Below are 22888 nucleotides of genomic sequence, written 5' to 3'. Positions count from 1 at the left end.
AACAAGACGAAGACTAAACCGGCGGGCCTTGAACCCGCGACAGGAGAGTAGAAATGGCAGCGGTCCAGGAGACCATCGACCAGGTCAAGTCGATCGACGTGACCGAATACAAGTACGGCTTCGTGACGGAACTCGAAGTCGACAAGCCCGCCAAGGGCCTGACCGAGGACACGGTCCGCTACATCTCGGCGCGCAAGAACGAGCCGGAATGGATGCTGGAATGGCGGCTCGACGCCTTCCGTCGCTGGAAGACCATGACCGAGCCGAACTGGTCGCGCGTGCAGTACCCGCCGATCGACTATCAGGACCTGTATTATTACGCCGCGCCGAAGACGGGTGCTTCGCCGAAGTCGCTCGACGAGGTCGATCCGGCGATCCTGGAGACCTATAAGAAGCTCGGCATCCCGCTCAGCGAGCAGGAGATCCTGGCCGGCGTCGCGCCGGAGAACCGGGTCGCGGTCGACGCGGTGTTCGATTCCGTCTCGGTCGTCACCACCTTCAAGGAGGAGCTGGCCAAGGCCGGCGTGATCTTCTGCTCGATCTCCGAGGCGATCCGCGAGCATCCCGAGCTGGTGAAGAAGTACCTCGCCACCGTGGTGCCGGTGACCGACAACTACTTCGCGACGCTGAACAGCGCCGTCTTCACCGACGGCTCCTTCGTCTACATCCCCAAGGGCGTGCGCTGCCCGATGGAGCTCTCGACCTATTTCCGCATCAACGAGCAGAATACCGGCCAGTTCGAGCGGACGCTGATCATCGCCGACGAGGGCTCCTATGTGAGCTATCTCGAAGGCTGCACGGCGCCCAAGCGCGACGAGAACCAGCTGCATGCGGCGGTGGTCGAGCTGATCGCGCTCGACGATGCCGAGATCAAGTACTCGACCGTCCAGAACTGGTATCCCGGCGATGCCGAGGGCAAGGGCGGCATCTACAACTTCGTGACCAAGCGCGGCGATTGCCGCGGCAAGAACTCGAAGATCTCGTGGACGCAGGTCGAGACCGGCTCGGCGATCACCTGGAAGTATCCGTCCTGCATCCTGCGCGGCGACGGCTCGCGCGGCGAGTTCTACTCGATCGCGGTCTCGACCGGGGCCCAGCAGGTCGATAGCGGCACCAAGATGCTGCATCTCGGCAAGAACACGACGTCGAAGATCATCGCCAAGGGTATCGCGGCCGGAAAATCCGACTCGACCTATCGCGGCATGGTCTCGGCCCATCGCAAGGCGACGAATGCGCGCAATTTCACCAACTGCGACTCGCTGCTGATCGGCGACCAGTGCGGCGCGCACACCATCCCCTATATCGAGGCCAAGACCGCGACCGCGATCTTCGAGCATGAGGCGACCACGTCGAAGATCGGCGAGGATCAGATGTTCTACTGCCAGCAGCGCGGCCTCTCGGAAGAGGAAGCGGTGGCGCTGATCGTCAACGGCTTCGTCAAGGAGGTGCTGCAGCAGCTCCCGATGGAGTTCGCCGTCGAGGCGCAGAAGCTGATCACGATCTCGCTGGAAGGCTCGGTCGGCTGATTTTCACCAGCCCTCATCCTGAGGAGCCGCCGAAGGCGGCGTCTCGAAGGATGCTGGGTTTGCTTTTGAAACGCATCCTTCGAGACGCGCGCTGCGCGCGCTCCTCAGGATGAGGGCTCACGAAAGAACGAAACAAATGCTCGAAATTCGCAATCTGGTCGTCAAGATCGCCGACGAGGACAAGCAGATCCTCAACGGCCTCAACCTCACCGTGAACGCCGGCGAGGTCGCCGCCATCATGGGGCCGAACGGCTCCGGCAAGTCGACGCTGTCCTATGTCATCGCCGGCAAGGAGGACTATGAGGTCCTCGACGGCGAGATCCTGCTCAATGGCGAGAACCTGCTGGAGATGGAGGCCGATGCCCGCGCCGCCGCCGGTATCTTCCTCGCCTTCCAGTACCCGCTGGAGATCCCAGGCGTCGCCACCATGACCTTCCTGAAGGCGGCGATGAACGCGCAGCGCAAGGCGCGTGGCGAAGCCGAGCTGCTGACCCCGGACTTCATCAAGCAGGTCAACTCTGCGGCCGATGGCCTTGGTATCGCTCGCGATATGCTGCGCCGGCCGCTCAATGTCGGTTTCTCCGGCGGCGAGAAGAAGCGGATGGAGATCCTGCAGATGGCGCTGCTGGCGCCGTCCATGTGCATCCTCGACGAGACCGATTCCGGCCTCGACATCGACGCGCTGCGGATCGTCGCCGACGGCGTCAACGCGCTGCGCGCCAAGAATCGCGGCTTCCTGGTCATCACCCACTATCAGCGCCTGCTCGACCATATCGTGCCCGACACGGTGCATGTGATGTCGAATGGCAGGATCGTGCGGACCGGCGGCAAGGAGCTGGCGCTCGAGCTCGAGAAGAGTGGCTATGCGTCCTATGGTGAGGCCGCGTAATGGCGATCATCACCCCGCTCAAGACCGCGGCCGAGCAACAGCTCGCCGAGCAGTTCGCCAATGTGAAGGCGGAATTGCCGGGCGCCGGCCCCGTGCGCAAGCTGCGCGAGGAGGCTTTCGCCGGCTTCGAGGCCAAGGGCCTGCCGCATCGCCGGCTCGAATCCTGGCGCTACACCGATCTGCGCTCGCTCGTGCGCGAGGCGATGCCGTTGGCGCGCCGCTCCGAGCGTCCTCAGGCGGTGGCTGACCGGCTCGCGATCCAGACCATTCCCGGTCCGCGTCTGGTCAGCATCGACGGCATCTTCAGCCCGGCCGATTCCGACCTCGACACGCTGCCCGAGGGCGTCACCGTCCGCAGCCTCGCCGAGGCGCTGACGGAGGCGCCGGAGGCGATGGCCGCAGCGCTGGAGCTGCCGGAAGTGGCGCGCGACGACAGCGCCCTGATGCTCAATGCCGCCTTCGCACGGGACGGCATGGTCATCGAGATCGCGCCGGGCGTGGAACTCGCGCGGCCGATCCTGCTGCTCGGGATCAATTCCGGTGCGAAGGAGACCGCGCAGTACTCCCGCGTGCTGGTCACAGTCGGCGCCGGGGCGAAGGCCACGGTCGTCGAGCAATGCGAGAGCGTCGGCCCGGCCCCGAACCAGGTCAACAGCGCGCTGTCCTTCGTGGTCGGCGACAAGGCCGAGGTCGAACATGTCCGCCTCGTCACGCGCCAGCGGCCGGAGACGGTGTTGGTGCAGTCGCTGCTGGCGGAGGTCGGCGCGCATGCCAGCTTCGCCTCGGTCGCGCTCGCGACCTGCTGCGGCGTGCTGCGCCAGCAGAGCTTCGTGCGCTATGCCGGTGAGCACAGCCGGGCGGCGCTGCGCGGCATCAACCTGCTGCGCAAGCAGGAGCACTCGGACGTCACGCTGGTGATGGACCATGCGGCCGCCCATGGCGAAAGCCGCGAGCTGTTCAAGAACATCATCGAGGGCGAGGCCACCGGCGTCTTCCAGGGCAAGGTCATCGTCCGCCCGCATTCGCAGAAGACCGATGGCGGCATGAAGAGCAATGCGCTGCTGCTCAATGACGGCGCGACGATGTTCAACAAGCCCGAGCTCGAGATCTTCGCCGACGACGTGGTCTGCGGCCATGGCGCGACGGTCGCGCAGATGGACGGCGAGCAGCTCTTCTACCTGATGGCGCGCGGCCTGCCGCGGCCGCAGGCCGAGGCGCTGGTGCTCGCCGCCTTCGCCGGCGAGGTCACCGAGTTCGTCAGCGACGAGACGGTGCGCGAGATCTTCATGCGCGAGATCGACCGCTGGCTCTCGCAGCGCGAGGCGGCACCGAAGCTGGAGACGGTCTGATGCCTTACGTCAACCTGCAGATCACCAAGGGCGCGAGCCGCGAGCAGAAGGCCGAGATCGTCAAGGAGTTCACGCAGACTCTGGTGCGCGTGCTCGGCAAGAACCCGCAGAACACCCATATCGTGATTCAGGAGATCGAGCGCGATGATTGGGGGCATGCCGGCATGCTGGTGGCCGATCGGCAGCCCGAGCCCGGAAAGGCCTGAGCCATGAACGCGATCGCGAAGCCCTACGACGTCGAGGCGATCCGCAAGGATTTCGCGATCCTTTCGCGCGAGGTCTATGGCAAGAAGCTGGTCTATCTCGACAATGCCGCCTCGGCACAGAAGCCCGAGGCGGTGATCGAGGCGATGACCAGGCTGATGCGCGAGGACTATGCCAATGTCCATCGCGGCCTGCATTACCTTGCCAATGCCTCGACCGAGGCCTTCGAGGCGGCGCGTGAAAGCGCCCGGCGCTTCCTCAACGCCGCCCATCTCGAGGAGATCGTGTTCACGCGCTCCTCGACCGGGGCACTGAACGCGATCGCGTCCTCGCTCGGCCGGCATCTCAAGATTCAGGAAGGCGACGAGATCATTCTCTCGATCCTGGAGCATCATTCCAACATCGTGCCCTGGCATTACTGGCGTGAGCGCCATGGCGCCGTGATCAAATGGGCGCCAGTCGACGAGGATGGCAATTTCCTCGTCGAGGAGTTCGAGAAGCTGATCTCGCCGCGCACCAAGGTGGTGGCGCTGACGCATATGTCGAATGCGATCGGCACCGTCGTGCCGATCGCCGAGATCGCCAAGATCTGCCAGAGCTACCGTATCCCGCTGGTCGTCGACGGCAGCCAGAGCGCCGTGCATATGCCGGTCGACGTGCAGGCTCTGGGCTGCGACTTCTACGCCTTCACCGGCCACAAGACCTATGGGCCGACTGGTTCGGGCGTGCTCTGGGGCAAGCGGGAATGGCTCGCCAAGCTGCCGCCCTATGAGGGCGGCGGCGAGATGATCGTCACCGTCAGCGAGGATGCGATCACCTATAATGATCCGCCGCATCGCTTCGAGGCGGGCACGCCCGCAATCGTCGAAGCCGTCGGCCTCGGTGCCGCGCTCGACTACATGATGGCGCTCGGTCGCGAGAACATCGCCGCGCACGAGGCGAGGCTGCATGACTACGCCATGCAGCGGCTCGGAGAGATGAATTCGGTCCGCATTTTCGGCAAGGCCCGGGAGAAGGGCGCGATCATCGCCTTCGAGATGAAGGGCGCCCATGCGCATGACGTCGCCACGGTGATCGACCGGGCCGGCGTCGCCGTCAGGGCGGGGACCCATTGCGCGATGCCGCTGCTCGCCCGATATGGGGTGACATCGACCTGCCGTGCGTCGTTCGGCCTCTACAACACGCTCGAAGAAGTCGATAAGCTGGTCGAGGCCCTGCGCAAGGCGGAAGACCTGTTCTCCTGAACCGCCGATTGCCTGAATTGGAAGCGCCATGAGCGACACTGCCGAGCAAATCAAGCCGAACGCGCCGACGATGGGTGCCAGCACCGGCCTGCCGCCGGAGGAGATCGACCGGCTGACCGACGATATCGTCGCAGCCCTGAAGACGGTCTACGATCCGGAAATCCCGTCCGACATCTACGAACTCGGGCTGATCTATCGCGTCGACATCGCCGATGATCGCCAGGTCACCATCGACATGACGCTGACGGCACCGGGTTGCCCGGTCGCGGGCGAGATGCCGGGCTGGGTCGAGAACGCCGTCGGTGCCGTGCCCGGCGTCGCCTCGGTCACGGTCAACATGACCTTCGATCCGCCCTGGGATCAGTCGCGCATGTCGGACGAGGCACGCGTCGCGCTCGATATGTGGTGAAGCCAGGCTTCGGCTCGGGACAGGAAGAAGGCCGCTGCCGATGCGGCGGTCTTCTTCGTTTCCGGCCGGGACGCAGATGTGTCAGGGCTCGCGGACGACGCGGAAGCCATTGGTATAGAAGCGCACATCGCTTTCGTATTTGAAGCGCGCGGCCGAGCGCAGATAGCGCGGATCATTGTTGAAGGAGCCGCCGCGCAGCACGCGTTCGCGGCAGCCCGGCGGCGAATAGGCGCTGCCGTCGCGCGGCGAGGAGCGGTAGCTCTCGCTCCAGCAATCGGCCACCCATTCGGCGGCGTTGCCGGCCATGTCGTAGAGGCCGAAGCCGTTGGGCGGGAACTGGCCGACCTCGATCGCCTGGCGTCGCGGCTGGGCGTTGCAGCCGACGCAATTGGCCTTTTCCTTGTCGATCGTGTTGCCCCAGGGGTAGCTGGTGGTGGTGCCGGCACGGGCGGCGTATTCCCATTCCGCCTCGGTCGGCAGGCGATATTTCCGCCCGGTCTTGAGCGAGAGCCAGACGACATAGGCGCCGGCATCGTTCCAGTGGATGTCGGTGACCGGCCGTCGGCCGCGCCCGAGATTACGGTCGCTCGGGCGGTGGCTGCAGCCGCCCTCGGCGACGCAGGCATCCCATTCCGCGAACGTCACTTCGCGGGTGCCGATATAGAAGGGCCGGCCGATCGCGACCGAGCGCACCGGCTTCTCGAACTCGAACATCTCGTTCGAGCCCATTTCGAAGGTGCCGGCCGGGATCAGGCTGAGTTCCGGGCAATCCTCGCAATCGCGCAGGGGCCTGGCGGGTGCCGGCGTCGCGCCGGGCCGGGCTTGCGTGGCGCTCGCCGTCTGGGCAGGAGCCGGGCTGGTGGGCCGCGCCTGGCCGCGGGTGCGGTAGAACTCCTCCCGCGTCCGGGCCAGGCTGGCGAAGCGGCCATTCGGGTAGGCGTCGAGATAGGCGCGGTACTCGGCCGGGTTCTCGCTGTTGCGGATGGTTTCCCAGAAGGAGAGCTCATAGGGGCCGAGCTGGTCGGATTGCGGGCCGGGCGGCGGCGGCGCCATGATGACGCCGCGGGTCGCCTGGGCGATGGCTGCCGGCTTGCCGTTCGGCGTCACGACCAGCCCGGCCGCAGGCGGCGACGAGATCCAGACCTGCTGCTTGCGCCGCGTGGCGCGGGCAACCGCATCGCGGGTGCGGGTCAGCGCAGCAGCCATGTCGAGCCCAGGCGTGCGGATCGCCTTGAGCCATTCCGCAATCGCCGGGTCGGTGCGGCCGGGCGTCTCGGCCTGGGTGCGCCCCGGTGCGACCGGCGCCATCACGGCGATGTTCTCCAGCGGCTCGATCGGCGCCAGGCCCTTGCGATTGCCAAGGGCCGCCTGCCAGGGATTGTCGCGGGCGGCGTCGAGGACGACCACAGCGCTCGCCGGCCGGCTGACGATCAGCGCGTCGAGCAGACCGTCGAAATCGGAGGCATCGCGACCGAGATCGCCCGGCGAGCGAATGTTGGCGTCGACGGCGGCCAGGAAGTTGCGGCCGCGGTGCTGGACGGCATGCCCGGCATAGAAGACCACGACATGGGCGCCGCGGGTCAGTTTCTCCCGGAAGGCGGCCAACGCCCGCTCCAGCCCGGCCCGATCGGCGTTCTCGACCATGGTGACGTCGAAATCGCCCTGCCGCAGCGCCTCGGCGACGGCGCGGGAATCCGTGACGGGATTGGCCAGGGGCGCTTCGCGATAGGCGGCGTTACCGATGACCAGCGCCAGCCGGGCCGGGGTCGCCCCGGCCTGAGCGAGGGCCGGCGGGGAAAGCCACCATGTCTGAGCCAGCCAGGTGGCCAATGCCAGAAGCAGGGGAGTGAGCCGGCGGTACCAGGACATGCGGTTCAGCACTCCGACAGGCCGCCCGCGCCGTCACGGGCGTGAAGCTTCAGCGAACATAGACTGTGATCTTCTGAGACATTACCGGCGGCCGATGCGGCATGTGCAGATGGTCGCCGAGCAGCAATTGCAGCGTATGCGTGCCCTTGGGCAGGGTGACGACGACCTCGGTCTGGCCATTGCCGAGATGGATGTGGTTGTAGTCGGCCGGGATAGGCTGATCCGCAGGCGGTGGCTCGACATCGATCAGCAGATGGTGATGACCGGTCAGCGGCTTGTCGATGCCGGCCGGCGCGATGCCCATTTCCTTCAGCCCCATCCGCACCGTGAAGCGTTCCGGCACGCGCAGGCCGTCGAGTGGATAATGGAAGTAGAGCAGCGCACCGCGCGGCGATGGCTGGCGCTGCGCCGTCTGCGCCGACGGGCTGGTGGCCGCGAGCAGCGGGCAGAGCAGGGCGAGGCCGAACAGTGCGGACAGCCGCCACATGCGGAAGGTGGCATCAGAGCCGGCGGTGCGGACAGGCGCCCTCATCGACGCGCACTCCGCTTCCGGGGATTGCCGACGAAGACCTCGATCCGCTCGGATAGGACCGGCGGATCGTGCGGCACGTGCTGATCGTCGCCGAGGATGAGCTGCAGGCTGTGCCGGCCGGGTGGCAAGGTGATCTTCCGCTCGGTCTGGCCGTTGCCGAAGTGGAGATGATTGAGATCGCTGGGGATGGCGACGTCGAGCGGCGGCGTCGGCACGTCGATCAGCAAATGGTGATGGCCGGTATTGGGCTTGGCGACACCGGCCGGAGCCACGCCCATATTGCGCAACCCGAAGCGGATGGTCGAGGTCGCGTAGATCGTCGCGCCATTGCGCGGGTAGATGAAGTAGACCGCGGCGTCGTTCGGAGCGGGCGTGCGCCCGGGCTTGCCCGGTGCAGCCTGTGCCGCGGAAAGAGGCTGTGCCGCCGCGGTCGCTTCGACACGCACCCGGATCTTTTGCGACATCACCGGCGGATCGTGCGGGACGTGCTCGTGGTCGGCGAAGAGGAGCTGCAGCGTGTGCTCGCCCGGCGATAGGCTGAGTTCGGTCTCGGTCTGGCCGCGGCCGAAATGCAGATGGTTGAAGTCGCTGGGTATCTCGCGGTCGAGCGACGGCAGCTCGGTGTCGACCAGGAGATGGTGGTGGCCGGCATTGTCCTGCTTCGTGCCGGCCGCTGCGATCGCGATGTTCTCGCTGCCGAAGCGGACGATGGAGCGGGCCGGGATCGTCGCGCCATCCTGCAGGCCGACGAAGAACACCCGGGCGTTCGGCGCCGCGGCGGTGCGCGGTTTCTCCAGCGGCGCGGCTTCGACCTCGACGGTGATCTTCTCGGACATCACCGGCGGATCATGAGGCACGTGATCGTGATCGGCGAAGAGCAGCTGCAAGCTGTGGCGGCCGGGCGAAAGCAGGATCTCCGCTTCGGTCTGGCCGCCGCCGAAATGCAGATGGTTGAAATCGCTCGGGATCGGCTGGCCGAGCGGCGGCAGCTCCGTGTCGATCAGCAGGTGATGATGGCCGGCGTTGCGGCGCGGGCTGCCGGCGGGGGCGATCTCCATGCCGGTGACGGAAAAACGCACCAGGAGCTTGGCGGGAACCTTGGCCTTGTCGCGCAGATCGATGAAGGAAACCCTGGCCGCCGCCGGCGCAGGGCTGCGCGGCCGTGCTCGTTCCTGCGCCATGGCCGAACTCGCCAGCGCGGCGAGAACCGCTGAAATGCCGACAACAAGCCTGAGCCGAATACCCTGCATCGGCGCTCTTCCCGAGGGCGCGGCATGGAGGAAAAAAGCTATCAGGCCCCAGTCGCAGGGGCAAGCAGAGTGCGGGTGGCGACAAGGGGCAGGTCTGGATTTTTGACGCGTCTTTCTTTAGGTTGACGCAGGGAATGGTGCCATGAACATCACGTTCAAGCTCTGTGCACTGGCCGCTCTTCTATTGCAGACGTTGGCCTTGCCAGCGCTGGCACAGGATCGCCGCGTCGCGCTGGTGATCGGCAACTCGACCTATAAGAACGCACCCGCTTTGCCGAACACGGTCAATGATGCGCGCGATACCGCCGAGGCCCTGCGCAAGCTCGGCTTCGAGGTCGTCGACGGGCTCGACCTCGACAAGCGCGGCATGGACCAGGCATTGGCCCGCTTCGCCCGGCTGGCCCAGGATGCCGATGCGGTGATGTTCTACTATGCCGGCCACGGCTTCCAGTTCAACGGCGAGAACTTCCTGGTTCCGCTCGAGGCCAGGATCGATGACGAGGTCTCGGTCCAGTACGAGACGCTCAAGCTCAGCGAGGTGATCACTGCGCTCGGCTTCGCCAAGGGCGTCAAGATCATGGTGCTCGACGCCTGCCGCAATAATCCCTTCGTCGCCCAGCTCTCGAAGAAGCAGGCGACGCGCGGCTTTTCAGTCGGCTCGGGGCTTGCGCCGATCGCGCGGGCGCAAGGCATGGTCACGGCCTATGCGACGCAGGCCAATGACGTCGCGGCCGATGGGGCCGGGCGCAACAGCCCGTTCACGGCGGCGCTGGTCCAGGAGATGAGGCAGCCGGGACTCGAGATCGCCACCATGTTCCGCCGGGTCCAGAAGGCGGTCTATGACGCGACCGGCGGCAGGCAGACGCCCGAATTGTCGCTCTCCCTGCTCGGCGACTTCTACCTGAACCGGGAGGAGACCGACGCCGATATCTGGAAGCGGTTGCGCAGCAGCGACAATCCCGCCGAGATCAAGGCCTTCATCCACCGCTTCCCCGCGAGCTTCTTCGCGGTCGACGCAAAGACGAGGCTCGATCTGCTCGAACGTCGCAATTTCGCGACGAGCGAGCGTGCGAAACTGGAGAGCGAATTCGCGGCGCGCGAGAAGGCGTTGCTGGAACGGGTCCAGCAGGCCGAGAAGAGCCGGCAGCAGGCCGCCACCGATCTTGCCGGCCGCGACGCGGGCAAGACCGATGCCGAGCGCTCGCTGCCGCGGCCGGCCGATAGGCCGACGCAGGCGCCGGCCTCCGCGAGCGTGCCGGCGGCAAAGCCTTCGGATGCAGGCGAGCGCGAGCGGCTCGCCAAGGAGCTCGCCAGGCGTGAGCAGGAACTCGCTTCGCTCGAGGCCGAGAAGGCCAGGCTGTCGCAGGAGCGCCAGGACCGTGAAAAGGCGGTCGCGGCGCGGATCAGCGCCGGCGCCGCCGTCAAGGAGCTGCCGGTGCCCGAGAAGCCGCTCTTGCCGAGCGCTCGCCCGACCCGGCAGGAGGCGCGGCCAGTGCCGCCGCAGGAGCGCACGGTCCTCGACCGCAGGTCGACGGATGTCCTGCTCGGCGGCGGCGAGCCTCCAGCCCCGGCACGCGCCAGCAAGAACCGGCGGCCGAACGGAGCGCGTGACTGTACCGAGGATTTGATGCGGGCCCAGCTGGGCGATGGCGGTGGCAATGCGCTGAAGGGCTGCCGCTGAGCTGACGCCCGCGGAGCGGCGATGGTGGAGCAAACTGGATGAGCGCAGCCCCGGCACCGGCGTCGGCTTATGACGCAATGAGGCCCGCCGCCCTGGCGGGTTGCGGGCTCCTTGCCTTGCTCGGCGTCACAGTCGTGGCCGTTGCCCAGGCACCCGCGCCAGTATCGCCGGCGCCCGCTGCGGCCGCGCCTGCACCGATCCCGTTCGCCGAGGCCCTGCAGCGGGCGGCTGCCGATCTGTTCGCCAAGGCCGATCTCTCTGGCGAGCGGGTCGATCTGGTGATCGATCCCTTGATCGACGGCATTTCCGGGGCGCAGTCGACCTCGACGCGCTCCATGCAGCAGACGCTTTCCGACATCGTCGGGGCATCCTATCCACGCTTTCGCCTGCAGCCATTCACGACGGAGAGCCTGGCGCGCGAGCCGGTCGTCCTGATCGGGACCTTCACGGCAGTGAACAATGCCGGCGATGCCAAGGGCGCGCGCGATGCCTATCGGATCTGCCTGACGCTCGCCGATCTGAAGTCGAAGCGCGTCGTCTCGAAGGGCGTCGCCCGGGCGCGCCCCGAGGGCGTCGACGTGACGCCGACGACCTATTACCGCGACGCGCCGATGTGGACGAAGGACCCGGCGACCGAGGCCTATATCAAGGTCTGCCAGGAGACGAGGCTCAGCGAGCCGATCGACCCCGTCTATCTTGAGCGGCTGAACGCTGCGGCGCTGATCAATGACGGCATCCTCGAATACGAGGCCAGGCGCTATCGCGAGGCGCTGGCCTTCTACCGTACGGCGCGGACGCTGCCGGGTGGCGACCAGCATCGCGTGCGGGTCGGCGCCTATCTCGCCGCCAGCAAGCTCGGGCGCAGCGAGGACGCGGTCGACGCCTTCGGCGACCTCGTCGACAGCGGCCTCGCGAGTAACCAGCTCATGGTCAAGCTGCTGTTCCAGCCGGGGTCGACGCAGTTCATCGCCAATCCGCAGATCACCGAACCCTATCCGATGTGGCTGAGCCAGATCGCGACGCGCGCCAGGCAGAAGGACGCCTGCCTCGAGATCGTCGGACACACCTCGCGTACCGGCACACAGCATCTCAACGAGCGGCTTTCGGTGCTGCGGGCGCAATATGTGATGGAGCTGCTGCAGGCGGGCGTTCCGGACAGCCGCAACCGCATGATCGCCACCGGAAAGGGTTTCAACGAGAACCTGATCGGGACCGGCAAGGACGATGCCAGCGACGCGCTCGACCGCAGGGTCGAGTTCAAGGTGATCGGCTGCTGAGCGTGACCAGGCGGGATGCGAGCGTGGCGGATGGATTGCCTTGATGAGCGCGAGCAAGTCCAATCCCTATGACGCCGTCGCCTATCCCGGCCATGCCTTCTCGCAGACCCATCCCGGGCATCTGGCGACGATCGCGCATTTCCACGGCATGAGCCCGGCACCGACTGCGGCGATGCGCGTGCTGGAACTCGGCTGCGGCAGCGGCGGCAACCTGATCCCGATGGCGCTGCAATCGCCGGGCGCCAGCTTCATCGGCATCGACCTCAGCGCCAGCGCCATCGCGCGAGCCAAGGCCGAAGCCGACGAGCTCGGGCTGCGCAACATCGCGTTCCACCATCTCGACATCATGGCGGCGGATGCCGGGCTCGGCAGCTTCGACTATATCCTGGTCCACGGCGTCTATTCCTGGGTGCCGCCCTTCGTGCGCGAGCGCATCCTGGCGCTGTTCGGCGAATTGCTGCGGCCGCAGGGCATCGCCTATGTCAGTTACAATGCCCTGCCGGGCTGCCGGCTGCGCGATCTCGCCCGAGACGTCATGCTCTACGAGACCCGCGACATCGAGGAGCCGCTGGAGCGGGTCAGGGTGGCGCGGGCCGCGATCAAGCGCTTCGCCGAGGCGACCGACCCTGGCTCGTTCTACGGCGCCGCCTTGCGCGAGCGCCTGCAACAGATCGACGAGATTCCGGACAACGTCCTCTATCATGACGATCTCAACCCCGGAGCCCGGGCGTTCGCCCTGCACGAGGTGCTGGACGCCGCCGCACCGCATGGGCTGCAATTCCTCGCCGAGGCCTCGTTCCCCAATAATTTCGGCGGGGCGCAGGGGCCGGCCCAGCAGATCCTGAACGCGATCCCGGTCGACGAGCCGCTGCGCCAGGAGCAATCGCTCGACCTTCTGATCGGGCGCTGCTTCCGCCAGACGCTGCTCTGTCGCTCGGATATCGTGCTCCGGCGCGGCTTCTCACGCTTTACGCTCGCCCCTTATCATCTCGCCGCGAATGTCCGCGAGGCCGAGGAACAGGACGACAGGCCCGGCGTCGGCGGGTTCCTGTTCGGTAGCGACGTTCGGCTTGCCGTCGACCTCGAAAGCGCAAAGGCCGCCTTGCGGGTGCTCGGCCAGGCCTGGCCCGGCAGCATCGGCCATGCCGAGCTCGTCGCGAGCGCTCTGGACGAGGCCAGGGACAGCCTCGGTCCCGACATCGAGCGCGAGACCGGCCGGCTCAACGAGGCGCTGACGGCGATCTACCGGGCCGGCCTGCTGGAGATCAGCCTGGAGCCGCACCGGCTTACCACGACCGTCGGCGAGCGGCCGGTGGCGAGCCTGCTGGCGCGGCGGCAGGCGCTGGCCGGCAACGAGGTCACCGATCTGCGCCACCGCGCCGTGGCGCTGGATGGCGTCGTGGTGCGCCAATTCGTCAGCCTGCTCGACGGCACCCGGACGGTGCCGATGCTGCTGGCCGAGATGAACGCCTTCCTGGCCGAGGCGCATGCTGCGGGGCGTGACGCTGCGGACCTCCCCCGGCGCGCGACGGCGGAGGAGGTCGAAATGCATCTGCGCGACGTCGCCCGGCTCGGCCTGCTGGCGGGCTGACATTGTCGCTGGCCCGTTCCACGCGTATCCTTCTGCCTTGTCCGAGCAGAGGGCAGCTGTCGGGCCGCGGGCTCGCGGGCGCGGCCGATATCGCCGGCGGTAGCGAGGCATGAGCCAGCGCTTCAAGCAGTTCCAGGCCGCGTTCCGGGAGGATGCCTGCCTCGAGGCGATGATGCAGGCGAGCCGGGGCGGCATCAATATCGCCTGTCCCGCCTGCGGCCGGGTTTCCGCCTTCGTGCCGCGGCTCAAGCTGCGTGCCTATGCCTGCGGGCACTGCAATTTCCTGGTCTCGCCCTGTGCCGGGACGCCGCTGGAGAGCCGCCGGACCTCGCTGCAGCTCTGGTTCTTCGCGATCAGGCTGCTGGCGGAGCAGGGGCCCAAGGCGGCGGCGACGCTGGAACGCGAGGCGGGCATCTCGAGCGAGCAAGCCCGCCGGATGGTCGGAGAGCTCGAAGCCGCCGCCAAGGACGGGGCCGGCTGGTTCGCGGCCGCCCACAAGGCAGTGGCGGGCGGCGCCGGCCTGGTCCCGGCGCCGGGCATTGCGGGCGCCGCGCGGAGTGCCTTGCCGCGTAAAGCGTCGCAGGGCGCGGCGATTTCGGCGGATGGCGCAGGCCGGACCCGGCTGCTGGCGCTGGCGGGCGCCGGGAGCGTCGTCGTGGCAGTGATGGCGGGCGTGGCGGTTGCGACGCTGACACCAGTTCCGGCGCCGGCTCCCGATCCCGATTTCGCGCCCGCCGAGACGGTCGACGCGCCTTCGCTGCAGGCGCCGATGCGCCCCTCGCTGATCCTGTCCTCGGTCGAGGGCGATCTTGAAGCGGCGCGGCAGGCGACGCAGTTTGCGCTCAGCAACGATCCCTCGCTGGCGGCTCTGACCGAACAGTCGGCGGACGAAGCCTCCGGGGCATCGCCGCAGGTGCCGGCTTTGCCGCTGCCGGTGCTGCCGCCTTCGAACATCCTGCTGGTGCCGCCGAAGCTGCCTGCCAGGCCCGGTGCCGTGCCGGCTCCGGCAGCCGTGCCGCGCCAGCAATTGCCGCGGGCGCCGATCACCATTGGCGGCGATCCCGACCAGATCCTGACCTTCGGGCCGATCCGCATCCGCCGGCATCTGGTCGACATCATCGTGCGGGCGGGGCGGGTCGTCGGGGCGGACCCGACCCTGCTGATGGCGGTCGCCGACAAGGAATCCTCATTCTCGACCACGGTCCAGGCGAAGACCTCCTCGGCGACCGGGCTCTACCAGTTCATCGAGCAGACCTGGCTCGGCGTCGTCTTCGAGTTCGGCCGCAAGCACGGCATGATGGCCGAGGCTGCGCTGGTCACGCGCAATGGCCGGCAATTCGTGGTCGCCGACGCCAATGAGCGTCAGCGCATCCTCGACCTCAGGCGCGAGCCCTATCTCTCGGCCCTGCTCGCCGCCGAGATGCTGAAGCGTGACACGCTGCGACTGGAGAAGGCGATGGGGCGCCACCTCACCGGCGGCGAGATCTACCTGATCCACTTCCTCGGCCCGGATGCGGCGCAGACCTTCATCGAGACCATGGAGGAGACGCCCGGCGCCAGCGCGGCCGAGTTGCTGCCGCGTCCGGCGCAGGCCAACCGGCCGATCTTCTATGCCGAGGCCGGCGGCGAGACCAAGACGCTCTCGGTCTCGGAGGTGCACAAGAAGTTCAACGAGATGATCAAGGTGCGCCTCGACCGCTACAAGGTGGTGCGCGGCGGTGCCGCCCCGCCGGCTCCGGCGCGGAGCCCATCACGCTAGGAACCGGCCCCGGCTGGCCGGCCCGCGGAATCAGGGTTCCGGTCGTCGTCGCAGATCGCAGTGCCCGGGATTGATGCGCCTGCGTTCACTCGATCCTGAAATATTTGATGCCGACGCCGATCCTGCCGCCGAGGCGCGAAACATCTTGCCGCAAGCTCGGGAAAACGTCACCGGCCGGCGCTGGATTGGGCCCAGCGAGCGAAGGCAGCGGCGCCTGGCTGACAAGGGCGATGACGGCTTGCGGACGGACCGGAGCGCCTGAAGCAGCCGTCGATTCGAGCTTGAGGGTGAAGCTCGCCTTGCCGCCCTCGCGGCGCGTGAAGCTGGCGAGGTTGTAGACAAGCCCGTCATCGCCGACGAGCAGGACAGCGAGGTTCTGCTTCGGATCGCTCTCGACCGTGCCGCTCAGCGTGTCGCCGCTCTTCATGGTGAAGGCGCCGATCTGCATGACAGGGCTGCGATCTATGCCGCGCCCGAGCTGACGCAGGAAATCGACCATCGGACATTGCGCCGTGGTGATCGACCGGAGGCTGATCTGCGCCTCGAAGCCCTGCGCCCGCTTGAAAGCGCCGTCGAAGGCGACGAAGGGCGGCGCGGAACTGCCGAAGCCTTCGATCGCGGCGCGCCTGTCGCCGACCGAGGTCGGCCAGAGGAAGAAGCAGGCGCCGCCATCGTAGGTCGCGATATAGCGCTCGATGCGTTCCGCCGGCGTGCGCGGCTCGCGTTCTGCGGGGGGCTGGTCGACCATATTGGTCGCCGTCTTGTTCTCCGCGGCCGGCGGGGTGGCGGCAGGGGGAAAGGTGAGAGGAGGAATGGCGACCGGCGGCAACCGGGCCGGAGGCGGGACCTGGATCTGGGCTGCCGGTGGCGGGCCCAGAGTCGGCGGAGCTTCCGCTCGCGCCGTAGTTTGAGACGGTGCCGCGGGCGCAGGCGTGGGCGCCGGGTTGGAGGCGGGGGCTGGCGGGCGCTGCGAGGGCGGTTGCTGCGGCTGCTGGCGCTCGGAGGCGAAGCTGCCGGCTGGCGGCTGCGGGGACGCTGCCGTTTCGTTCGGGCTAGTCTGTTGCGGTTCCGGAGCCACGCCTTGCAGGCTCGGCGCGGGAGGCGCATCGCTGCGGCCGGCGAGCACGGGCGGGTCAGGGGCTGTCGGCGGGCGGCCGCCTTGTCCGAGCAGCTGCCAGGCGAGGAAGCCGCCAACGGCGAGCACGGCGAAGGCGGCCGCACCGGCGAGCGCCTTCCAGGCAAGGCTGCCGCCTCCGACACCGCCGGCGGCATTCCGCTGCCCCTTCAGCTGCCAGGACGCGACCTCCGCCATATCGGCGGGCCGATCCTTGGGGTCGGGCGCCAGCATGCGGGCCAGCAGCGGCCGCAGGCTCTTGTCGACCGCGGCTAGGTCCGGCACGCGCCGACGTTTCTCCAGAATCTGCATCTGGGTGCCGCCCATGTCTAGGGGCCGGCCGCCAAGTGCCTCGGCGAGGACGAGGCCGAGGCTGTAAATGTCCGATCTGCCGGTGACCTCGCCGCCGAACAGGCCGAGCTGCTCGGGCGAGACATAGTTGTATTTGCCGGCGAAACCGGTGCCGATGACGGTCTTTTCGCCCAGCAGGCTGGACTTGGCGATGCCGAAATCGATGATCTTGGCGCGCGCGACCTGGCCGCCGGGCAGGATGATGTTGTCGGGCGAGACGTCGCGATGGGTGATCCCCAGCATATGCGCGGCATGCAGGCCGCTGGCGATGCGCCGGCGCAGCAGGTCGACCTCCTCCGGTGGCAGCGCTCCCTGCCTGAGCCGCTCCGACAGCGACTGCCCGTCGACGAACTCCATGGCGAGATAGGTCGCCTGCGTCGCGGGATCGACGGTGAAGACGTAATAGCGGACGATCGCCTCGTTGTAGACATTGTGCAGCGCCGCCGCTTCCTTGCGGAACAGGGTGACGACCGCCTCGTCCTGCGCCATGTCGGGGCGGACCATCTTGATCGCCACCGCGTCGCCGGTCTGGATGGCGCGGCCCTTGTAGATTTCGCCCATGCCGCCGACCGCGATCAGGCGCTCGATCTCATAGATGCCGTTCAGCCGCGTGCCGACCGAAAGCCCGTTGCGCGGCATGATGATCGTGCGCTCGGAATCGGTCATGTGGCCTCGTTCTTCGGCTGACGCATGTTCGGCATCCAGCGCGTCTGTACGCGGCGATCCTGATGATAGCGGACAATCACGACGGTGACATTATCGGTCGCGCCGCGCTCCAGCGTCAGCGCGAGCAGTGCGTCGCAAGCGCCCTGGGCATCAGCGCCGGATGCGGCGCGCAGGATCTCGTCATCCTCGACATGTCCGGTCAGGCCGTCGGAGCAGAGCACGAAGGTGTCGCCGCCTTCGAGTTCGCCATGGTCGATGTCGAGGGAGGGCAGATCGTGCACGCCGATGGCGCGGGTGATCACATGCCGGCGCGGCCAGTTGCGCGCCTCCTCGGCGCTGAGCAGGCCGCGATCCATCATGTCCTGCACCTCGGTATGGTCGCGCGAGATCTGGGTGATGTAGCCGTGGCGGACGAGGTAGATTCGGCTGTCGCCCGACCAGAGGCAGGCGAAATGACTGCCGTGAACCAGCAGTACGGCGAGGGTCGAGCCCATGGTCGCGCCCGCCTGTTCGTGGGCCCGGCGGCGCAGCTCGGCATTGGCGGCGAGCACGCTCCGTTCCAGCCGTGCCAGAAGGTCGGCGGCTGAGATGGCGGGGCCGATGCCGTCGAGCGCGGCGGCGACCGTCGCGCTCGCCATGGCGCCGTTCTCGTGTCCTCCCATGCCGTCGGCGACGGCCCAGAGCCCGAATTCGGGCCGCGTCACGAGATTGTCCTCGTTATGGCTGCGCACACGGCCTGGATGGCTGATCGCGCCGGTCTCGAAGGGAGGGGCTGGGCCGGCATGGTTCATGACGCTGCTCCCGCACCGAGAAAGGCGTCGAAGCGGCCGGTCAGCAGGCCGCTGAACAGATAAGGGCTCGGCAGAGCCTGGCCGACCAAGGCGAGCGGCTCGAAATTCTCGCCGCCGACGGTCCAGAGATAGCAGGCATGGGCATAGGAGCGCGTATGGTCCTCGACCCGCAGTGCCGCCAGGCGGGCCGGGAAGGTCGCCGGGTCGAGCGCGCTGACGATCGTGCCGTCGGACAGCCTGACCATGTCGGCCGGCGGGGCGGCCTTCAGCTCGTCGTTCGGAACCGGCAACCGGGCCAATGCCTCGGCAACGGCCTCGAAGCTCGCTTCGGGCTCCAGCGCATTCAGCAGGAAATCCTCGGCGTGGTCGAACCAGGCATCCTGCGGGTCGGTCTCGGGCGGCGGGATCGCCGTGCCCGGACCCGCGACCGCGAAGACCGTGAGCGGGAAATAGCGGCCGATGCCGTCGACCGAGGGCATGAAGGCCCCGGCGACGGTGTTGCCGCCATAGGCCGAGCCGAGCCAGAAGCGCCAGATCGGCGCGTTGAGGAAGGCGTCCTGCCAGCCGGCGCCGAGATCGAGCCGGCTCGCGGTCAGCCCGCCCTGGAGCCAGGGCTCGTAGACCGAGAGAAAGGCCGTGGGCGCCCCCAGGGCGATGAAGTCGCGCTTGCCCGGCAGTTTTCCGAACAGCCCGCACGCCATGGCTCAAATCCCCGTCGGACAGCGGATTTCGCGCAGCGCCGGCAGCACCAGCGGGTTCTTCAGCGAGCCGACGCCGAACTGGTAGCCGACCTGTCGGCCGCCGGAGGCGAGCGTGAACACGACATTGTCGCCCTGGCGCAGCACCGAGCCGGCATCGAGCAGCCGGAAGAACGACCAGACGCCATCGCGCTCGAACAGCTTGACCTCGCTCGGCGCGGCCGGGGTCGGACTGTTCGAGAAGAAGCCGCCACCGAAGATGCCGCCGGCATTGTTGCTGCCGGCGCCGCCACCGAGCGTCAGGGTGATCGAGGTCCGCGCCAGCCCGGCGCCCGGCCACATCACCGGGGTCGGCGTGTTGACGCCCTGCTGGCTCGCCACTGTGAAGCCGTTGATCTCGAGCTTGGCGCCCGAAGCGTCGGAGGACAGGGCGGTTGGGACCGCCACCATCTGGAAGGAGGGCAGGTTGCCGCCGGTCGGGAAGAAGGCTTCACGAATGTCGCTGGCGCGCTGGAATTCGCGCAAGGTCGTCGGCGAGAGCGAGCGGGCGACGCGGCTGTCGGCGCGCCAGCTCCATTGCGCGCCGGACTTGTCGATATAGGGGTCGAGCCGCTCCTTCAGGAACTTGTCCATGGCGCCGGTGCCGGGCGCGAAGAGCTGCGCGAAGTCGGAGAGGGCGATGTCGCGGGTGCTGCCCTTGGTGAAGGGGTAGCGATTGGCGAGAAGATTGGTGCAGGTGCGGCTGACCTCGTCGCCGAGCGCCTGGCGCAGCAGAGAGATGGTGGCGCTGGTGGCGTCGCCCTCGAAATCATTGACCGCCGAGACGATCATCGCATCGAACGGGGCAGGGTAGCGCGAGGAGTTGCCGCGCAGCGAGGCGATCAATGGCACCATCGCCGCGTTCGCCGCCGCCGACTGGGCCGGGGTGGTCGCCGCCATGGCGAGGTTCTGGTTGATCTCGGCGAAGATCTGCAGCGCCTGGTCGACCGGCCGGCGGCCGAGATCGCCGTCGACCAGGACATGGTATTGTTTGAAGCCGGCCTCGATATTGGCGCCGAGCGCCTCGCTGCCGGCCGAGAGCACCCGGTCGACGCCCGGCGCGCTCAGCGGCAGGGAAGTGCCGAGTCGGCCGAGCGCCGCATTGGCCCGCTCCTCCAGCGTCTTGGCTGCGGCCTCCTTGCCGGCTTGCGCCGCCGCCTGCGCGGCGGTCGGTCGGCGGGCGGCGCGCTCCTTGGTCAGCTGCGTCTCGTCGCGAACCGATTCCAGCACTTGCTTGAAGGGCGAGGTCGGCGCGGCGATCGCCGAGAGCGCCACGTATTTCGGCTTGTCGGCATTGAGCGGGCGCAGCTTCAACCGGCGCAGCGCGCGCTGCCACGACGCTATGAAATCGCGTGAATAAAGCTTCATAAGATCTTGGAAAAGACTGGAATATTGCGAATTGATCGCGGCCTGGTCGACATTCTCGCCGAGGACCCAGCGCTCCTTCTCGATACGCTCGCCGATATCGCCGAGACGGTCGACGAAGGCGTTCTGGAAACCGTCATAGGTGTAGAAATAGGGCACCCGGATCGTATCGAGATCCTCGCCTGAGACCCCCTCGAAGACGAGCCGGACATCCGAGCCGCCGCGCTGCGCCGCGACCCAGTCGCGGTTGGCGTTGCGCCCTTGCGTGCGCAGCAACTCATAGGCGCGCTCGGCGATGCTCATCCGCCGCAGTGTCTGCTGGCTGCTCTCGATCAGCGTCTGGTTGAGCTTGACCAGCGGCTCGGCGCCCTCGTCGAGATCGAGCAGCGCGGTGAGATGCTCTTCCAGCGCCTCGCGGCCCTTGGCGTTGGCGGCGCCCGGGAACAGGTTCTCGGCCCAGTCGAGCCGCATCCAGGCGAGGACGAGATCGCGGTCGAGCTTCGCCCGGCCGCCGATCATCAGATAGACCTTGAGCGCCTCGTAGAGGAAGCCGGGATTGTTGGCATTGGCCTCGAGCTGCTCTTCGAGCCGGAAGATGATGCGCGAGCGCAGCATCCGCTCCAGCGCCTCCTGATAGCTGATCTGTGTCGCCGATTGCAGGCGCTCGCGCTGGCTCAGACCGAAGGTCGCGGCGATGGGGGTCGGCTCGTCCTTGTTGGCGTAGCCGGCCGGCATGTGCCGCAATTTGTGCAGCAGCGGCAGGACAAGGCTGAAATTCCGTTCCGAGATCGTCGTTTCCTGCAGCACCGGGGCGGCGTTCGAACGGTAGTCGGCAAGGGCGTAATTGGTCTGGTTGATCAGCTCGCTGTTGCGCGCATAGCTCGTCCACCACAGTCCGGTGAGGGTCACTGCGGCGAGCGCCACCGCGGTGAAGCCGGCGGCACGCAACAGGGCCGAGCGCCTGATGGCGCGCAGATCGGTCGAGACCCAGCCGGACTCGCCGATGATCACCTTCTGGATCAGATCGGTCAGGAAATAGCTCTTGCCACGGCCCGAGAAGCTGCCGGCGCCGGCATGCTCGCTGCCGAAATTGCGCGAGAGCGCGCCGATCAACTGGTCGATCGGCGTGCCTTCCTGTGTGCCCGAAGTGAAGTAGAAGCCGCGCAGCGTCGCGCTCTGCTGGTAGCGCGTCGGTTCGAAGACGCGGCCGAGGAAGTCGACCATGATCGGCTTCAGCGCCGCCATCTGGCTCGGCAGGCCGAAGAGCTGGGCGCGTGCGGTCGGGTTGGGCTCGTCCTGCAGGCGGTCGGAGAGGCGCTGGTTCAGGCGCTCGATCAGCGCGTCGAACTCCGGTGGAACGTCGCCGATCATGTTGCGGGTCTTGTCGAGGGTCTGGAAGGTGTGGCCCCAGACCATGCGGCGCTGCGGCTCGGAGAGCCCGCCGAAGAACTCGTTGAAGCCGGCGATCAGATCGGCCTTGGTGAAGACCGCATAGACCGGGAAATCGATCTTCAGGCGCTCGTTCAGCTCGAGCAGGCGGGCGCGGATCGCCTCGGCATGGGCGGCAACCTGTTCGGGCGTCGAGGTCAGCAGATCCTCGACGCTGATCGCGACCATGACGCCGTTGATCGGCTGACGCGGGCGGTTGTGCTTCAACAGGTCGAGGAAGGCGAGCCAGCCCGCGCGTTCGGCCTTGGCGTCGGTGTCCTGGGTGGTGTAGCGCCCGGCGGTGTCGATCAGCACCGCTTCCTCGGCGAACCACCAGTCGCAATAGCGCGTACCGCCATTGCCGGCGACCGCCGCCGGGGCCTGGCCGCCGCGCGCCAGCGGGAATTTCAGGCCGGAATTGACCAGCGCCGTCGTCTTGCCGGCGCCGGGCGGGCCGATCATCACATACCAGGGCAGGTCGTAGAGATAGTCGCCGCCATCCTTGCCGCGAGCCCGCTTCAGCGTCGCGAGCGCATCGCGCATCGCCGAGCCGAGCGCCGGGCCATCGCCGGCCGCGCTCTCCTCCTTGGCCAGCGCCTCGCTCAGCGCAGCCACTGCCTTGCGCCGCCGGATGAGGATCATGGCGATCCAGACGCCGGCGCCGATCGCGAGAAGCAGGACGAGCGGCAGGCGCACGAAGAGCGGCTCGAACGGACGCACTTCGCCGATCGCGACGAAGGGGCCGCCGAACCAGATCAGCAGGGCGAGCGCCAGCGTGCCCACTGCGATTGCGACGATCCTGAGCCAGATCGCGACGCTCATTTCGTGTCGATCTCCCTCTTGGCAGGTCTCGCGG

The 22888-nt window shown here is 67.6% G+C and carries 17 protein-coding genes; 10 read left to right on the top strand and 7 right to left on the bottom strand.

What is annotated here, in order from left to right; translation table 11 throughout:
* The first annotated feature begins 53 nt into the window (after positions 1-53).
* The 6 genes from sufB (at position 54) to J0J10_RS05230 (ending at position 5621) form a co-directional block, all read left to right on the top strand.
* A complete protein-coding gene (gene sufB, locus J0J10_RS05255; RefSeq protein WP_291639676.1) occupies positions 54-1526 on the top strand; it encodes a Fe-S cluster assembly protein SufB in 1473 nt (490 codons plus the stop codon).
* A gap of 136 nt (positions 1527-1662) precedes the next feature.
* Positions 1663-2415, top strand: coding sequence for a Fe-S cluster assembly ATPase SufC (gene sufC, locus J0J10_RS05250; RefSeq protein WP_291645569.1), 753 nt, complete (start codon positions 1663-1665; stop codon positions 2413-2415).
* Positions 2415-3764, top strand: coding sequence for a Fe-S cluster assembly protein SufD (gene sufD / locus J0J10_RS05245; protein ID WP_291645568.1), 1350 nt, complete (start codon positions 2415-2417; stop codon positions 3762-3764). The genes sufC and sufD overlap by 1 nt, the downstream gene beginning before the upstream one ends.
* Positions 3764-3970 (top strand): tautomerase family protein, encoded by a 207-nt coding sequence (locus tag J0J10_RS05240; protein ID WP_291645567.1) that lies wholly within the window; start codon positions 3764-3766, stop codon positions 3968-3970. Before sufD ends, J0J10_RS05240 begins: the two co-directional genes overlap by 1 nt.
* A gap of 3 nt (positions 3971-3973) precedes the next feature.
* Positions 3974-5212, top strand: coding sequence for a cysteine desulfurase (locus J0J10_RS05235; protein ID WP_291645566.1), 1239 nt, complete (start codon positions 3974-3976; stop codon positions 5210-5212).
* A 70-nt stretch (positions 5213-5282) separates the two neighbouring features.
* The gene (locus J0J10_RS05230) at positions 5283-5621 is read left to right on the top strand and encodes an SUF system Fe-S cluster assembly protein (protein WP_291633100.1); all 339 of its coding nucleotides are present in this window, start codon (positions 5283-5285) and stop codon (positions 5619-5621) included.
* An 81-nt stretch (positions 5622-5702) separates the two neighbouring features.
* On the opposite strand, the gene J0J10_RS05225 is transcribed toward J0J10_RS05230, so the two are convergent.
* Genes J0J10_RS05225 through J0J10_RS05215 form a run of 3 tightly spaced genes read right to left on the bottom strand, consistent with a single transcriptional unit; the run spans position 5703 to position 9272 of the window.
* Positions 5703-7490, bottom strand: a complete 1788-nt coding sequence (locus J0J10_RS05225) for an SUMF1/EgtB/PvdO family nonheme iron enzyme (protein WP_291645565.1) — start codon at positions 7488-7490, stop codon at positions 5703-5705.
* 49 nt (positions 7491-7539) lie between these two features.
* Complete coding sequence (locus J0J10_RS05220) at positions 7540-8022, bottom strand: DUF4399 domain-containing protein (protein WP_291645564.1); 483 nt, start codon at positions 8020-8022, stop codon at positions 7540-7542.
* Positions 8019-9272: a DUF4399 domain-containing protein gene (locus J0J10_RS05215; RefSeq protein WP_291645563.1), complete on the bottom strand. Its 1254-nt coding sequence runs from the start codon at positions 9270-9272 to the stop codon at positions 8019-8021. The genes J0J10_RS05220 and J0J10_RS05215 overlap by 4 nt, the downstream gene beginning before the upstream one ends.
* A 142-nt stretch (positions 9273-9414) precedes the next feature.
* Between J0J10_RS05215 and J0J10_RS05210 the strand changes: the two genes are divergently transcribed.
* The 4 genes from J0J10_RS05210 (at position 9415) to J0J10_RS05195 (ending at position 15580) form a co-directional block, all read left to right on the top strand.
* Complete coding sequence (locus J0J10_RS05210) at positions 9415-10953, top strand: caspase family protein (protein ID WP_291645562.1); 1539 nt, start codon at positions 9415-9417, stop codon at positions 10951-10953.
* Between the two features lie 38 nt (positions 10954-10991).
* Positions 10992-12230, top strand: coding sequence for an OmpA family protein (locus J0J10_RS05205; protein ID WP_291645561.1), 1239 nt, complete (start codon positions 10992-10994; stop codon positions 12228-12230).
* Between the two features lie 43 nt (positions 12231-12273).
* Positions 12274-13821, top strand: a complete 1548-nt coding sequence (locus J0J10_RS05200; protein ID WP_291645560.1) for a methyltransferase domain-containing protein — start codon at positions 12274-12276, stop codon at positions 13819-13821.
* 109 nt (positions 13822-13930) lie between these two features.
* Positions 13931-15580: a transglycosylase SLT domain-containing protein gene (locus J0J10_RS05195; protein ID WP_291645559.1), complete on the top strand. Its 1650-nt coding sequence runs from the start codon at positions 13931-13933 to the stop codon at positions 15578-15580.
* 85 nt (positions 15581-15665) lie between these two features.
* Here the strand turns inward: J0J10_RS05195 and J0J10_RS05190 are convergent, their stop codons facing one another.
* The 4 genes from J0J10_RS05190 to tssM are packed head-to-tail and all read right to left on the bottom strand — an operon-like array spanning position 15666 to position 22854.
* Positions 15666-17711, bottom strand: coding sequence for a serine/threonine-protein kinase (locus J0J10_RS05190; protein WP_291645558.1), 2046 nt, complete (start codon positions 17709-17711; stop codon positions 15666-15668).
* Positions 17708-18502, bottom strand: coding sequence for a PP2C family protein-serine/threonine phosphatase (locus J0J10_RS05185; protein WP_291645557.1), 795 nt, complete (start codon positions 18500-18502; stop codon positions 17708-17710). Before J0J10_RS05185 ends, J0J10_RS05190 begins: the two co-directional genes overlap by 4 nt.
* Positions 18499-19203, bottom strand: coding sequence for a type VI secretion system-associated protein TagF (gene tagF, locus J0J10_RS05180; protein ID WP_291645556.1), 705 nt, complete (start codon positions 19201-19203; stop codon positions 18499-18501). The genes J0J10_RS05185 and tagF overlap by 4 nt, the downstream gene beginning before the upstream one ends.
* A gap of 3 nt (positions 19204-19206) precedes the next feature.
* On the bottom strand, positions 19207-22854 hold the full coding sequence (gene tssM / locus J0J10_RS05175; RefSeq protein WP_291645555.1) for a type VI secretion system membrane subunit TssM: 3648 nt from the start codon (positions 22852-22854) through the stop codon (positions 19207-19209).
* Between the last annotated feature and the right edge of the window lie 34 nt (positions 22855-22888).

The sequence above is a fragment of the Allobosea sp. genome, assembly GCF_017308075.1.
Lineage (GTDB): Bacteria > Pseudomonadota > Alphaproteobacteria > Rhizobiales > Beijerinckiaceae > Allobosea.
The sequence above is the reverse complement of the archived record's forward strand: the minus strand, read 5'-3'. Positions and strand labels throughout refer to the sequence as shown.